We start from the raw sequence: 14,139 nt of genomic DNA on the forward strand, positions 1-14,139 counted from the left end.
GGCCGCGGTTGCGGCGGGCCGGCCTGACTCCGGCGGCGCCCAGGAGCCTTCCGAGGGCACGGTGGCGGGCGCGGAGGACCCAACAGGCCGCTCCCCCCTGGTCGTTACCGTTGCCGGGCTGCTCGACGGCACCGAGGGGCCCGGGCGTGACGGGGAGGGGCTGCTGGCCCTCGACCTGCTCGTGGTGCTGGACGCGCCGCAGCTGGACGTGGAGGCGGCCGCCGCGCTCGTGGAGGCGCTGCCCGACGGGGTCCGGTTGGTGCTCAGCGGCGATGTGGCCGGGCTTCCCTCCGCGGGCCCGGGGCGGGTCTTCGCGGACCTCGCGGCGATCCCCGACTGGCCGCGGGTCGTCTCCCGTACGCCCGATCCGGGGCCGATCGGCGAGCTGGTCTCCGGGATCGGCGCCGGCGAGCTGGCGGAGGTCGCGGCGCCGGGCCGGGAGGTCGTCATCGTCCCGGTGCGCGACGCCGGCGAGGCGGTGCACCGCGCCGTCCAGCTGGTGGCCGACTCCGTGCCGCGCGCCCTGGGGGTGCCGGCCGAGCAGACCCAGGTGATCGCCGTGGCGCCGGGCGGCATGGTGGGGACGCGGGCGCTGAACGAGGCGCTGAAGGCACGGCTCAACCCCGGCCCGGGCGCGTTCGGCGGCTTCGACCCGGGCGACCGGGTGCTCTACGGCACGGCTCCCGGTCGTACGCTGCTGGCCCGTGTCCACTCGGCGGACGAGCAGGGGCTGCGGCTGCGCTGCGAGGACGGCGGCTCACCGGTGGTCGCGCCCGGGCTCGTCGCCCGTACCCTGCGCCACGCCTGGGCGCTGACGGCCGAGCAGGCGGCGGGGCGGCGCTGGCCCGCCGCGGTGGCGGTGGTCCCGGGCGACGCGGGCCGCGAGCTGACCCGGGCCTGGGCGTACACGGCCTTCGGCCGGGGCGAGCGCCATGTCTCGGTCGTCCACGGCGCGGGCCCCGCGCTGGCCCAGGCGATCGCGCACACTCCGGTCCGGGAGCGTACGACGCGGCTGCGGGAGCTGCTGACGCCGCGGGAGGAGCCGGGGGTGTGACGGCCCGGGGCCGTCGGTCCCGGGTCAGGGGCGGCGGTCGAGCGGCTCCAACTCGTCGTCGCCGTCGAGGAGGTCGTCCTCCTCGTCGAGGTCGTCGTCCTCGGTGTCGCTGTCCCCGTCGCTGTCTTCGTCGTCGTCCTCGTCGTCGAAGTCCAGCTCCTCCTCGAAGGCCGAGCTCACGTCGAAGCGGCAGATCACCTGCTCCGGGTCGGCCTGGTCGAAGGGGGCGGCCAGCCACTCCCCCGGCTCCGCGGGCTCCTCCTCCGCCACGATCCACACCGTCGAGTCGCCCTCCGCGAGGCCGAACTCCTGGTGGCGGGAGGCCAGTTCGTCCGGCTCGTACTCGCCGAAGAGCACGCCGACCGCCGCGGTGAGGCTGCTGCCCACGACGCTCGCGAGGTCCTCCTCGTCCGCCGGGCCGGCGATCACGTCCGGGTCCAGCTCCGCGATCCGCTGGGCCTGGGCGAGCAGCCGGTGGGTGTCGACCACCGCGTAGTCGCGGCGGATCAGCACGCTCAGCCCTCGCGGCTCGTCGGGGCCGGAGTAGGCCGGCAGCGGGCCGTTGCCCGGGATCTCGAAGGGGGTGACCTCGTCGTGGACGTCGTAGAGCACCTCGTCGTACGCCTCGGCTGCAGCAGCCAGGGCCTCGAAGGTGTCCGTGACCAGCGGATCGCTCTCGCCGGCTCGTCCCTCGACGGCTCCGAGGTGGTGGTCGATCGCGGCTTTCAGCGCCTCCGCGGCGGCGCGTACCTCGGCAGCGGCTGGCTGCGCAGCATCAGACATAGTGCAGACGCTATCCGTACCGGGGCCCTTTACGCACAATGGATGCGATGGCGGAATACGAGTTTCGTGATGTGTACGTGCCGCGCGGGGTCTCCCGCAGCGCCGCGACCCGACTGCTGACCGACCATGCCGAGTACGGGCACTGGGAGTTGCACCGGCTGCGGCTCTTCCCCGACGGAAGCCGCCGGGTGCGGCTGAGGCGGCGGATCATCCGCCAGCTTCGGGCAACCTGGTGACGACGCCGACGGGGCGGACCACCGCGATCGGTGGTCCGCCCCGTCGGGCGTGTCAGCGGCAGGGCGCTCAGGCCGCCGCGCGGGCGCGTCGGTAGAGGACCGTGCCGGCGAGCAGCAGTCCGCCGATCGCGGGCAGCACCAGGGCGAGCGACTCGCCGGTCTGCGCCAGTTCGCCGACGGGCTCACCCGGGCCGCCGGTCTGCGGCGTGGGGGCGCCGGGCGCCTCGGGGGTGTTGCCCGTGGGCGTGTAGGGCGTGTGGCCCGTGGGCGTCTCGGGGGTCTGGGGTGTTTCGGGCGTCTGCGGCGTCTCCGGGGTTTCCGGGGTCTGCGGCGTCTCAGGGGTTTCCGGCGTCTCCGGCGTCTGCGGGGTTTCCGGGGTCTGCGGCGTCTCGTTCACGCAGTCGTTGCCGGTCACCGGGCTCTCGCTGCCGCCGATGACGACGGGGGTGTCGCAGACGTTCACCGGGATGGTGACGGGGACCTGGATGACGTTGCCGGAGCCGGGGCCGTCCGTGCCCGGTCCGTCCGTGCCCGGGGTCTGCGCCACGGGGGGCGCGGGGATCTCGTTCTCGCACTCGTTGCCGGTCACCGGGCTCTCGCTGCCGCCGACGACGACGGGGGTGTCGCAGACGTTCACCGGAATGGTGACGGGGACCTGGATGACGTTGCCGGAGCCGGGGCCGGTGGAACCGGGGTCCGTGGAGCCGGGGCCGTCCGTGCCCGGGGTCTGCGCGACGGGGGGCGCGGAGACCCCGTTCTCGCACGTGTTGCCGCTGACCGGGCTCTCGCCGCTGAGGACGTCCACCCCGAGGCCGCAGAGGTTGACGGGCAGGGTGATCGGCGTCTGGACGACGTTGCCCGAGGCGAGGCCGCCGGAGCCGTCGGAGTCCGAGGTCTGCGCGGTGGGGGCCGAACCGGTGGTGTTCTCACACGTGTTGCCGAGGGCCTGGTTCTCGCCGCTGAGGACGTTCACCGAGATGCCGCAGAGGTTGACGGGCACCGTGACCGGCGCCTGCACGATGTTGCCGGAGGCGACGCCGTCGGAGTCGGAGGACTCGGCCGTCGGGCCCGAACCGGTGGTGTTGGAGCACTCGTTGTCCGTCGCGGGGTTCTGCACACCCAGTACGTTGACCGTGTTGCCGCACACGTTCACCGGGACGCTGATCGGCGCCTGCACGATGTTGCCGGAGGCGATGCCGCCCGAGTCCTCCGTGGTGGCGGTCGCGGTCGGGGCGGCCGGGTCGTCCGCCGCCTCGTTCGCGCACTCGTTGCCGCTCGCCGGGTTGAGCGCGCCGAGGACGTTGACCGTGTTGCCGCACACGTTCACCGGGACGCTGACGGGCGCCTGCACGGTGTTGCCCGAGAGGATGCCCGGCGAGTCGGTGACCTCGGCGGTGGCGCCGGAGCCCGCGAACGCGGAGCCGCCCGCCACGACCAGCACGCCGCCCGTGGCGGCGACCGTGACCAGGCTCTTCCTTGCGACATGTCGCATGGGTGTTTCCTGCCTTACTTACCTTGCTGGAACTGCGACCGGGGGACCTCCCGGTCGCCGGATGCCCAGCAGGCCCCGGAGCGCGCCGCGCGCGCTCCGGGGCCGACCGGGCCATACCCTCACGGGCACCGGCACAACGTCACTTGTTGACGCAGCTGTTGCCGAAAGCGGGGTTCAGCAGCCCGAGGATGCTGATGGTGTTGCCGCAGACGTTCAGCGGCACGTGGATGGGCGCCTGCACGACGTTGCCGGACAGGATGCCGGGGGAGTCCACCGCGGCACCCTGGGCACCGGAGTGGGCGGTCGCGATACCCGCTCCCGCGAGCACGAGGCCACCGGTGGCAGCCACCGTGGCGACAACCTTCTTGATCATTCTTCCTCCTCATTGACGGTGCAGTCCCAGCCGCGGACTGCACCCTGAAGCAACGAAGATGAAGCAATCAAGCTACGAACCTATGGTGTCATTCACCCGAATCGGCCAGCATGCGTACGGGCTTCCGATTACGCACAGCGATGAGTGAATCGCCCGATGCCCGGCCCCTGTTCAGCAGGCCCCGGTTCAGCAGGCCCCGTTCAGCAGGCCCCGGTTCAGCAGGCCCCGTTCAGCAGGCCCCAGTTCAGCAGGCGTCGAGGAAGCGGTCCAGCACCCGCACCCCGAACTTCAGCCCGTCGACCGGCACCCGCTCGTCCACCCCGTGGAACATGCCCGCGAAGTCCAGCTCCGGCGGCAGCTTCAGGGGGGCGAAGCCGAAGCAGCGGATGCCCAGATCGTCGAAGGACTTCGCGTCCGTACCGCCGGAGAGGCAGTACGGCACCGCCCGCGCGATCGGGTCCTCCGCCTTCAGCGCCGCCTGCATCGCGTCGACCAGCGCCCCGTCGAAGCTCGTCTCCAGCGCCTTGTCCGCGTGGACGTCCTCCCGCCGCACGCGCGGTCCCAGAACCCGGTCGACCTCGGTGAGGAACTCCTCCTCGTAGCCGGGCAGGAAGCGGCCGTCGACGTGCGCGGTGGCCTGGCCGGGGATGACGTTGACCTTGTAGCCGGCGCCGAGCATGGTCGGGGCGGCGGTGTTGCGCAGTGTCGCGCCGATGATGCGGGCGATGCCGCCGAGCTTGGCGAGCGTGGCGTCCATGTCCTCGGGGTCGAGCTCCGTGCCGAGGGCGTCGCCGAGTTCGTCGAGGAAGCCGCGTACGGACTTGGTGAGGCGGACGGGGAACCTGTGCCGCCCCAGGCGTGCGACGGCCTCGCTCAGCTCGGTGATGGCGTTGTCGTTGTTGGTCATCGAGCCGTGGCCGGCCGTCCCGTCGACGGTCAGCTTCATCCAGTGCATGCCCTTCTGGGCGGTCTCGATGAGGTAGAGGCGGACGTCCTCGTTGACGGTGAAGGAGAAGCCGCCGACCTCGCCGATGGCCTCCGTGACGCCTTCGAAGAGCCGGGGGTGCTTGTCGACGAGGTAGCGCGCGCCGTAGGTGCCGCCGGCCTCCTCGTCGGCGAGGAAGGCGAGCACGATGTCGCGGGGCGGCTTGCGGCCGGAGCGCAGCCGGTCGCGTACGACCGCGAGGGTCATCGCGTCCATGTCCTTCATGTCGACCGCGCCGCGGCCCCAGACGCAGCCGTCGGCGACCTCGCCGGAGAAGGGGTCGTAGGTCCAGTCGGCGGCGTTGGCCGGCACGACGTCGGTGTGGCCGTGGATGAGCAGCGCGGGCCGCGAGCGGTCCTCTCCCTCGATCCGCGCGACGGTGGAGGCGCGCCCCGGAGCGGCTTCGAAGATCTCCGGCTCCAGGCCGACCTCGGCGAGCTTCTCCGCGACGTACTCGGCGGCGGCGCGCTCCCCGGGCCCGGAGTGGTCGCCGTAGTTGCTGGTGTCGATCCTGATGAGGTCGCGGCACAGCTCCACGACCTCGTCCTCGCCGCGTACGGCCTGACTCCCCTGCGCCGACTGGGTCACTTCGCCTCCTGGGTTCGGTGGTACGTCCCCATCCTGCCGCGCGCGCCGCCCGCGCCCAAGGCCGGGGTGATCGACACCCGGCTTCCTTTGCTATGGTTGTCCGCGTCGTCAAGGGGCAGCCGCCCCGCAGGGGCGACGACCCGGTCCGGGTGGCGGAATGGCAGACGCGCTAGCTTGAGGTGCTAGTGCCCTTAACGGGCGTGGGGGTTCAAGTCCCCCCTCGGACACAAGTGGTGCGTCTGCGGTGTCGACCGGTTGCCGGTCGGCACCGTTTGCGTTGCAGGGGGACGCCAGAATATGCACACACCACCATCTCCGCCCGGTACGGAGGCCCTTGACGGGTCGTCCGTTCGGATCGGGGCGCTCGTCCCGCTGAGTCGGCCCGGCTGGACCGGGGCCGGTCGGCAGTTGCTCGCCGGTCTGGAGTCGGCCGTCCGTGATGCCAACGGTGCCGGCGGGGTCGGCGGGAGGCCGCTGGAGCTGGTGGTGCGGGACACCGCGGCCGATCCGCGGCGGGCCGAGGCGGCTGTGGAGGAGTTGGCCGGCCTGGGAGTGGCGGCGTTGGCGGGCGAGTACCACAGCGTCGTCGCCCGGGCCGCCGCCGTCCGGGCCGACGCGCTCGGGCTGCCGTTCCTGTGCTCGTCGGCGGTGCTGGACGTGCTCACCGAGGAGCGCACACCGTGGGTCGCGCGCCTGGCCCCGGCGCAGTCCCGCGGCTGGCGCGTCTACGCGGACTTCCTGCTCGGCGCGGGCCACCGCCGTATCGCCGTGGCGGCCCAGCCGAGCGCCTACTGGGCCGCCGGGACCCGGGTGCTGCGGGAGTACCTCGCCCCGCGCGGTGGGACCGTCGTCGAACTCGACATGAGCGCGCTCACCCCCGCAGCGGTGTGCGACGCGCTCGCCGCCGACGGCGCGAGCGCCCTCCTGCTCCTGGTCGGCCACCCGGAGCCCGCGGTGCCGCTCGTCCGGGCCGTCCGCCGCGACCCGCGTCTCGCCGGGGTCCTGGTCGGCGCTCCGGCCGGGCAGCCGGAGTTCGCCGACTGGGAGGCGTCGCTGGGCGGCGACGGCGCCGCGGTCCCGTTCCTGCGCTACCTGCCCGAGCGCCTCACCCCGCTCGGCGCCCGCGTCGGGGCGGCCCTGCGCGAGCAGTTGTCCGAGGCGCCCTCCTTCGTCGCCTTCGAGGGCTACGACACGGTCACCGTCCTCGCCGAGGTGCTGCGCTCCCACGGCACGGACCCGGCGCGCATCGCCGCGGCCTGGCCGCAGGTCGCCGTCGAGGGCACGCGCGGGCCGATCCGCTTCACCCGTGTACCGGGCATCGGCGTGTGGCAGTGGACCTGGGCGCCGGTCCAGGTCGCCGACCGCGATCCGGCGCGGCCCGGTCGCTTCCGGGTCCTGCACACGGACTGAGGGCGGAAAACCACTGGCCGGGCGCTCCGGTGCGGGCTCATCATGCTGGGCGATGAGAGTTGAACTGGCAGGTGGGGTGACCGTGGACGGTCACTCGGTGTGGGTGGACGGGGCGAGCGGGCCCGCGAGGTGGGGGAACGGGGCGGTCGCCGCGGCCGGTGCGGCTGCGGCGGTGGGGCCGGGAGACGCTCCGGAAGGAGGGGTACGGGCCGCGCTGGCGGAGTTGGGGCGGCTGGTCGCCGCCGGCGGGGTGGTCGCGGCGGGGGCCGGGGTCGAGTTGGGTGCCGGGTTCCGGTCGGCGCGGCTCGCCGGGGGGCGCGGTGAGCCGCGCGATGCCGTGTTCGCCGCGCTGCGGGTGCTCGGGGCGGAGGGGGCCGGGCGGCTCGGTGAGCGGGGCGCCGTACTGGTGGCCCTGTTCGGGCCCGGCGCCACCAAGCGGGTCGGGGCGGCGGCCGCGGCGGCCGTACGCGAAGAGCGGTGGGGCGCCGTGCGGTTGGCCGCCGCGGCAAGTGACGTGCTCGGGCCCGAGCAGCTGGAGGGCGTGTTGGCGCTGAGCGCGCCGGCCGGGGTGGATCCGGTGGGCGAGGTACTGCCGTCCGTACTGGCCGCGCAGCTGCGGCAGGTGCTGGAGGCGGTGCCTGCGGCCCGGCGGGCGGATCTGCTGCTCGACCTCTGGGAGCGCGTGCTCGCGCGGCACGCCCGGGCGCGGCGGCGGGTGCGGCTGCTGGCCACCCAGGCGCGGCAGGGGCGGCAGGAGGCGCTGCGGGAGCGGCGCAAGCGCTACGAGGAGGACGTCTTCCTGGCCGACTTCACGGCCGGGCGCGATCGGCGTACGCCCGCGAGCGTGGGCGCCGCGGCCCGCTGGGTGCCCCGCGACCACGCACTGCACGCGGTCCTGCACCGGCTGGTGGACGACGCCCGCGCGGCGACGGTGCTGCTGGACACCGCCGTCGCCGTCACCGACCACGGCGTGGCAGAGGGGCTGCGGCGGATGGAACCGATGCTCGCCCTGGTCGGCGACCGGTTCGGCGACCAGGCGGTCTACCAGGCCAACCGCCGGATTCCCGGACTGGTCGGGCTCCCGGCCCGGCCCGGCGTCCAGGTGCGGGAGCTGGTGGGCCTGCTGCGTTCCCCGCGCCGGGGAGAGGCCCGCTTCGAAGCGGCGGTGCGCCAGCGGCTGGCCCACGCGCGCGACTACGCCGTGCTGGTGGGCGAGGAACTGGTCGAGCAGGTACAGGAGTTGCCGACGCGGATCGTCCACGACTGGGCGGCCGCGACGATGCGGCACTGGCGCGAGGCGGCCGGTCCGCCCGCGGGCCGCGACCCGGCCGACGCACCGGCGCCGCCGCCGTGGCTCGCGCGGTGGTTCGGGCCGACCACCCCGCTCGTGGAGCGACTGGGCGCCCCGGACGGCGGGGAGGTCGTCGGCGACCTGCTCTGGTACGTGGAACTGCTCGACGCCCAGGCCCGGTTGTACGGTCACGAGCGCGCGGTCCCCGCGCAGGACGTCGACTGGCTCGACCCCGATCCGCCCGCCGCCGGCGACCCGCTCACCCCGCGGCTGGACTCCGTGGCCCTTGCCGCCGCCGCCACCGCCCAGCTCGTCTCCTTCGGCGCCCGGCCGCCGAAGGGCGTACGGAGCTGGGACGGACTGACGGCGGGGCTGCTCGCCGCGATCGACGTATCGGCAGCGCTCGACGGGGAGTTCGCCGTCCCGTCGGCGCTGGCCGCCGTCGACGGCGCGGTCCTCCCCGGAACCGGGACGCGGGTGCGGTTCGCGCACGGGGTGCGCACGCTGGCCGACTGGGCGGCGTACATGGGCAACTGCATCGCGGGACCGCACTACGCCGACCGCGCCCGCGCGGGCCACTGCGGGCTGCTCGCGCTCTGCGACGAGCACGGCACCGTCCTGGCCAACGCGGAGCTGCGGCCCATGCGGCCGGCCGCGCGGGGCTGGCGGGTGGAGGAGGTCGCGGGGCGTTTCAACAACAGCCCGGATCCGGAGCTGGTGCGCCTGTTCCGCGCCTGGGTCGGCACCCTGCCGGGCGCCGAGCCGCCCCGGCCCGGGCCGCGTGAGGAGGAGCGGCCGCCGCGGCGCCGCGTGTCGCCTCCCGTGCACGAGGTCGCGGGGCCCGCGCTGACCGCGCTGCTCACGCCGGCCACGGTGCCGGCCGCCCTTGCCGAACTCGCCGCTACGGCACCGGAGTCGGCGCTCGTACGGCTGCGCAGGACGGACACGGCCGCGCTCACCGCATCGTGCCGGCGGGTCATCGGCGAGGGCGGTCTGATCGGCCTGTGGGAGGCCACCTCCCACCGCCCGCTGACCGACGCGATCGGCCGGCTCGACCCCGTACTGCGGGAACGGTACGCCGGTCTGGAGTCGCTGACCGGCGACGCCCCGCTGCCCAGGTCGCTGCGCCGACTCGTGCGGGCGCCGGAGGTGGGGGCGGCCTACCGGCTGGAGACGGCCGCCCGGCGGATCCGTGCCGTGCTCGGCCAACTCGTCTGCGCCGACGACCCCTTGCTCGCCGCAGCGCTCAACCGGCGGGTGACGGTGCCGCTGCTCTGCGCGCTGACGGCCACCGCCACCCTGCGCGTTCCGGCGCGTGAGCTGGCCGAGGTCGCACCGCCCCGGGCCGTCACCGTGCCCGGCTATCCGGCGAGCACCCTGTCGGATCCGTCGGGGCCGTGGCGCCGCGCGCTGGCCGGGGTCTGCGAACTCGGGGCCGATCCGGACGCGTTCTGGGATCGCGTCGCCGCCGGCGGGCTGGGGGTGCGGCGCTCGTGGCTGGGCGGGGGCGGCTGGCCGGCGCTCTGGGCGCGGGCCCAGGGCTGAGGGCCCGGGGCTGAGGGCCCGGGGCTGAGGGCTCAGGTACCGGCCGACCCGGCTGCCGCCGGACGATCGGCTGCCGTGCGGGGTGCCCCGTACCACCGCCACCGGGTGAGGCGGGGGCGGTCGGGGAGGGCGCTGCGGCCGGTGGCCCACAGGAGGGTGCGCCAGGGGTCGCTGCTGGGGGCGACGTGCGGGAAGAGGCGGTCGAGGGTACGGGCGCACAGGTCGGCCGGCGGCGTCCACGGCAGGTGGAGGCCCTGGGTGATGTCGTGGGTGTGGACGAGGGTCTCGACGATCGCCATGGCGGCGAAGCCCTCCGGGTCCGAGGTGCCGAAGACGTGGTACGAGAGCGTGCCGGGCGGTGCTGACCGCAGGGCCGCCGCCAGCAGGCCGCCGCACGCCTCCACCAGGGTGAGCAGGCCGGCGGGGGCGGCGGAGCGGTCCGCGAAGACGGCGTTCTCGGGGGCGCCCGGGCGGTCTGCGCCCGTACGGAAAGGCAGCGGTCCTTTTGTCGGCGGTTCGGCCAGTCCGAAGCGGGCGGCGTAGGTGAACAGGTCGTCGGCCAGGTGCTCCAGCGTCTCCCGGCACGTCCAGTCGAGTTCTCCGGCCCGCGCCTGCCACGCCTGAGCGTCGCGGTCCGCGTCCCGCAGTGCCGCCACCGCCAGCGCGACCGCCCGCCGTACGTCCTCGGCGTCGAGTTTGGGGTCGGTGGGTGCCGTCGGCTCGCGCATGGCGTGGAGCGTAACAACTGGTTTGCGCGGGGCGGTTGGCGCGCATGGTCTCTACTGCCCCCCGCATCGCTCGTGAACGTACGTCAGGAACGCATCAGGGGAGGGATTCATGCTCAGGAAGCTCAGGAAGCTCAGGTCTACCGCCCTGTTCGCCGCCGTGGCCGCGCTGGGACTTCTCGCCACCGCCGCGCCCGCGCACGCCATCGTCGGCGGTACGGACGACACGGACAACCGCTACGCCGCCGTCGGCGCCCTGCAGGCGAGTGTCGGGGACGGGCGGTTCCCGGTGTTCTGCTCGGGCACGCTGATCCGGCCGGACGTGGTGCTCACCGCCTCGCACTGCCTCGACTTCTTCGGTGCGCCGCCCGGCGATCCGGGGCTGGGCGTGGACGATCTCAGCGTCTCCTTCGCCGTCGGGTCCGACGAGTCGGCGGCCGGCCACGCCGCCGAGCGGATCGTGCTCCACCCGCAGTGGCTGGGCGCCTCGCCGGGCGTCGGCAACTCCAAGCAGCGCTACCTCTCCCCCGGCCACGAGGACATCGCCCTCGTCTTCCTCAAGGCGCCCGTCCAGGGGGTAACGCCCGCTCCGGTCGCCGGGCCGGGCTATCTCGACGGCCTCGACCTCGACTCCGTCACGCTGACCGCCGCCGGCTACGGCACCGACGCTTACGTCACCGGCAGCGCGGGCTCGCCGCGCGCGGTCAGCATCTTCGACGGGGTGCGCAGCTACCGCGACGTGTCGGTCATCGACGCCCGGGACGCCTTCCCCGACCGGTTCGTCAAGATCACCAAGAGTGTCTGCTTCGGTGACTCCGGCGGACCGCTCTTCCACGGCGACACGGTGGTGGGCATCAACACCTGGACGTTCAGCTACCGTTGCGACGGCCCGAACCTCGAGTACCGCACGGACTCGGCGCCGGCGCAGGCGTTCCTGGACGCGAACCTGTAGGGGCGCGTGCGGGGACCGCGCCGCCCGGTGCGTACGTGCCGGGCGGCGGGGTCCGCCCGCGACGATGTCCGAGGAGCCCGATGTTCCCCGCCCTGCACGCCCAACCCCCGCGCACCGCCCTGCACTTCGGCGAGACCCGGACGGGCTACGGCGACCTCGCCGCCGCCTCCTCCGCGCTCGCCGCGCGGCTCGGCTCCGCGCGCCGCGTCGCGGTCTGGGCGACGCCCGAGCCGCAGACCGCCGTGGCGGTGGTCGCGGCGCTGCTGGCCGGGATCCCCGCCGTGCCGCTCAATCCCCGTATCGGGGACGGGGAGTTGGCGCACATCGTGGGCGACAGCGCGCCGGATCTCGTCCTGGCGGCGCCGGGCGCCCTGCTGCCCGCCGGGCTGGCCGGGGTCGAGCGCCTCGACGTGCCCCTCGCCGCGCCCGCGGCGCCGCTGCCCGCCGGGCCGGGCGACCCGGAGGCGCCCGCGCTGATCGTCTACACCTCCGGCACCACCGGCCCCCCGAAGGGCGTCATCCTCCCCCGCCGCGCCCTCGCCGCCTCCCTGGACGACCTCGCGGAGGTCTGGGGCTGGACCGGCGCCGACACGGTCGTGCACGCGCTGCCGCTCTTCCACGTCCACGGCCTGATCCTGGGCGTCCTGGGGCCGCTGCGGCGCGGCGGGACGGTACGGCACCTGGGGCGCTTCTCCCCGGAGGCCGTCACGGCGGCGCTGGGTGACGTCGAGGGTACGGCCGTGCTCTTCGGCGTCCCGACCATGTACCACCGCCTCGCCGAGCGCCTGGCGGACGATCCCGCGCTGGCAGGGGCCCTCGCCGGCGCGCGGCTGCTGGTCTCCGGCTCCGCCGCGCTGCCGCCGCACGACCACCGGCGGATCACGGCGGCCACCGGGCGGCGGGTCGTGGAGCGCTACGGGATGACCGAGACGCTGATGAACACCTCCGTCGTCCCGGGCGATCCGGACGGCGCGGGGACGGTGGGCGTGCCTCTGCCGTCGGTGGCGGCGCGGCTGGTGGACGAGGACGGCGCGGAGGTCACCGTGTGGGACGGGGAGGGCGTCGGGGAGATCGAGGTCCGCGGGCCGAACCTCTTCACCGGCTATCTCAACCGCCCGGACGCCACCGAGGCGGCCTTCCGCGAGGGCTGGTTCCGTACCGGCGACATGGCGGTACGCGACCCGGCCGGCCGCTTCCGGATCGTGGGCCGGCGCGCCACCGACCTGATCAAGAGCGGCGGCTACAAGATCGGCGCTGGCGAGATCGAGAACGCGCTGCTGGAGCACCCGGCGGTGGCGGAGGCGGCGGTCACCGGGGAGCCGGACGAGGACCTCGGCGAGCGGATCGTCGCCTGGGTGGTGGCGCGGCCCGGCGTGGCGCCGCCGTCCGCCGGGGAGTTGGCCGATCACGTGGCGCGGACGCTGGCGCCGCACAAGCGGCCGCGGGCGGTGCGCTATCTCGACGCGCTGCCGCGCAACGACATGGGCAAGGTGCTGAAGCGGTCGCTGGGCGGCTGAGGGCCTTCGGCTGAGACCTACGCCACGGGGTGCGCATCCCGTGAGCGGGGCGCACCCCACCACGGTAGATGTAGAGTACATAAGTTGCCTAAGCTAATTACATACGCCGTTGACCACCGGAACGAGGGACCTACTCCGATGCCCACCTCGCACGTGCTCAAGCACCTCGCCGTGCATCTGCTCACCCCCCTGCTGATGTGCCTCGGTATGGCCCTCGCCTACCAGGGCGCCTTCCACCAGCCCGAGCCCCGCCACCTCAAGGTCGCCATCGTCGGCGCCACCCCCGAGGCGCGGGTCCTCGCGCAGACCGTCAAGGACCGCGCGGGCGACGCGCTGGACGTGACGACCGTGGCGAGCGCCGGCGAGGCGCGCGAGGCGCTGGCGGACCGGGAGCTGGTGGGCGCCTTCGTGCCCGACGCGCGGCATCCCGAGGTGCTGATCGCCAAGGCCAACTCCGAGACCTCCGCGATGGCGGCCGAGGCGGTCTTCCAGGCCGTCGCCGCCAAGCAGGGCGTGCCGCTGGCCGTGACCGACGTCAAGCCGACCGGCGCGGGCGATCCGACCGGGCAGGGCATCTTCTTCCTGCTGGTCACGCTGAGCATCGGCTCGTACGGCTCGGCGACGGTGCTCAACGCCGGGGCCGCTCGCCTGAGTATGCGGATGCGGGCGGGCGCGGGGCTGGCGGCCTCGTTCGCGGTGAGCGTCATCGGCATCGTGACCGCCGGGCCCGTCTTCGGCGTGGTCGACCACGCCCACGCGACCGTCTGGGCGCTGGGCTGGCTCTACTCGGCGGGCGTCGTCGCCTTCGGCCTGGGGCTGCACGCCTTCCTGAAGCAGTGGACGACCCTGGCGCTGATGGTCCTGTTCGTGATGCTCAACTTCACCAGCTCCGGCGGCATCTACCGCCCCGACCTGCAGAACGGCTTCTTCGGCGCCCTGCACTCCTTCTACACCGGCGCCGGCTTCGTGGAGGGTGTGCGCGACGTCCTGTACTTCGGCGGCGGGATCGCCGGCCGGGTGCTGACGCTGGCGCTGTGGCTGGCCGCGGGCGCGCTGCTGATGGTCGCGGCGGCGGCCCGGGAGCGCCGGGCGCACGCGGGGCGGCAGGCGGCCGTTCCCGCCGCGGCGCAGGCGGCGGTGGCCGCGGCGTAGGGCGTACGCGGCGAAACCGGGTGGCCCCCGCGGCGT

Annotated in this window: 12 protein-coding genes, 1 tRNA gene and 2 pseudogenes; 8 read left to right on the forward strand and 7 right to left on the reverse strand. The window is 74.6% G+C overall.

Features of this window, described 5'->3' with window-relative positions; genetic code table 11:
- The coding region (locus ACFQLX_RS14260) for a hypothetical protein (protein ID WP_386414925.1) at nucleotides 1-1,054 on the forward strand (1,054 nt) is incomplete at its 5' end.
- A gap of 24 nt (nucleotides 1,055-1,078) precedes the next feature.
- Here ACFQLX_RS14260 and ACFQLX_RS14265 read toward each other — a convergent pair.
- The gene (locus tag ACFQLX_RS14265; RefSeq protein WP_386414927.1) at nucleotides 1,079-1,837 is read right to left on the reverse strand and encodes a hypothetical protein; all 759 of its coding nucleotides are present in this window, start codon (nucleotides 1,835-1,837) and stop codon (nucleotides 1,079-1,081) included.
- Nucleotides 1,838-1,884: 47 nt separating this feature from the next.
- Between ACFQLX_RS14265 and ACFQLX_RS14270 the strand changes: the two genes are divergently transcribed.
- Complete coding sequence (locus tag ACFQLX_RS14270) at nucleotides 1,885-2,073, forward strand: DUF5703 family protein (protein ID WP_386414929.1); 189 nt, start codon at nucleotides 1,885-1,887, stop codon at nucleotides 2,071-2,073.
- Nucleotides 2,074-2,140: 67 nt separating this feature from the next.
- Here ACFQLX_RS14270 and ACFQLX_RS25770 read toward each other — a convergent pair whose 3' ends face one another.
- From ACFQLX_RS25770 to ACFQLX_RS14285, 5 genes and pseudogenes are all read right to left on the reverse strand, one after another.
- Complete coding sequence (locus ACFQLX_RS25770) at nucleotides 2,141-2,662, reverse strand: chaplin family protein (RefSeq protein ID WP_417846323.1); 522 nt, start codon at nucleotides 2,660-2,662, stop codon at nucleotides 2,141-2,143.
- Nucleotides 2,651-2,956, reverse strand: a pseudogene (locus ACFQLX_RS25775) (chaplin family protein); the annotation flags it as partial. The pseudogene ACFQLX_RS25775 and the gene ACFQLX_RS25770, both read right to left, overlap by 12 nt.
- Before the next feature lie 51 nt (nucleotides 2,957-3,007).
- Nucleotides 3,008-3,565 (reverse strand): annotated as a pseudogene (locus ACFQLX_RS25780) (chaplin); the annotation flags it as partial.
- A gap of 139 nt (nucleotides 3,566-3,704) precedes the next feature.
- Nucleotides 3,705-3,938 (reverse strand): chaplin, encoded by a 234-nt coding sequence (locus ACFQLX_RS14280; RefSeq protein ID WP_386414932.1) that lies wholly within the window; start codon nucleotides 3,936-3,938, stop codon nucleotides 3,705-3,707.
- A 244-nt stretch (nucleotides 3,939-4,182) separates the two neighbouring features.
- Complete coding sequence (locus ACFQLX_RS14285; RefSeq protein ID WP_386414934.1) at nucleotides 4,183-5,511, reverse strand: M20/M25/M40 family metallo-hydrolase; 1,329 nt, start codon at nucleotides 5,509-5,511, stop codon at nucleotides 4,183-4,185.
- 143 nt (nucleotides 5,512-5,654) lie between these two features.
- Here ACFQLX_RS14285 and ACFQLX_RS14290 point away from each other — a divergent pair.
- From ACFQLX_RS14290 to ACFQLX_RS14300, 3 genes are all read left to right on the forward strand, one after another.
- Nucleotides 5,655-5,738 (forward strand) — tRNA-Leu (locus ACFQLX_RS14290).
- A 70-nt stretch (nucleotides 5,739-5,808) separates the two neighbouring features.
- Entirely contained in the window at nucleotides 5,809-6,921 is a 1,113-nt protein-coding gene (locus ACFQLX_RS14295) for an ABC transporter substrate-binding protein (protein ID WP_386414936.1), read from the forward strand.
- A 52-nt stretch (nucleotides 6,922-6,973) separates the two neighbouring features.
- Nucleotides 6,974-9,757, forward strand: coding sequence for a hypothetical protein (locus ACFQLX_RS14300; protein ID WP_386414938.1), 2,784 nt, complete (start codon nucleotides 6,974-6,976; stop codon nucleotides 9,755-9,757).
- Nucleotides 9,758-9,789: 32 nt separating this feature from the next.
- Here ACFQLX_RS14300 and ACFQLX_RS14305 read toward each other — a convergent pair whose 3' ends face one another.
- Complete coding sequence (locus ACFQLX_RS14305) at nucleotides 9,790-10,485, reverse strand: maleylpyruvate isomerase N-terminal domain-containing protein (RefSeq protein ID WP_386414940.1); 696 nt, start codon at nucleotides 10,483-10,485, stop codon at nucleotides 9,790-9,792.
- Nucleotides 10,486-10,594: 109 nt separating this feature from the next.
- Here ACFQLX_RS14305 and ACFQLX_RS14310 point away from each other — a divergent pair, with 109 nt between their 5' ends.
- From ACFQLX_RS14310 to ACFQLX_RS14320, 3 genes are all read left to right on the forward strand, one after another.
- Nucleotides 10,595-11,434, forward strand: coding sequence for a S1 family peptidase (locus tag ACFQLX_RS14310; protein ID WP_386414941.1), 840 nt, complete (start codon nucleotides 10,595-10,597; stop codon nucleotides 11,432-11,434).
- Between the two features lie 80 nt (nucleotides 11,435-11,514).
- Complete coding sequence (locus ACFQLX_RS14315) at nucleotides 11,515-12,951, forward strand: AMP-binding protein (RefSeq protein WP_386414943.1); 1,437 nt, start codon at nucleotides 11,515-11,517, stop codon at nucleotides 12,949-12,951.
- 138 nt (nucleotides 12,952-13,089) lie between these two features.
- Complete coding sequence (locus tag ACFQLX_RS14320; protein WP_386414944.1) at nucleotides 13,090-14,103, forward strand: hypothetical protein; 1,014 nt, start codon at nucleotides 13,090-13,092, stop codon at nucleotides 14,101-14,103.
- Nucleotides 14,104-14,139 lie beyond the last annotated feature (36 nt).

The sequence above is a fragment of the Streptomyces polyrhachis genome, from assembly GCF_042663125.1.
Taxonomy (GTDB): domain Bacteria; phylum Actinomycetota; class Actinomycetes; order Streptomycetales; family Streptomycetaceae; genus Streptomyces; species Streptomyces polyrhachii.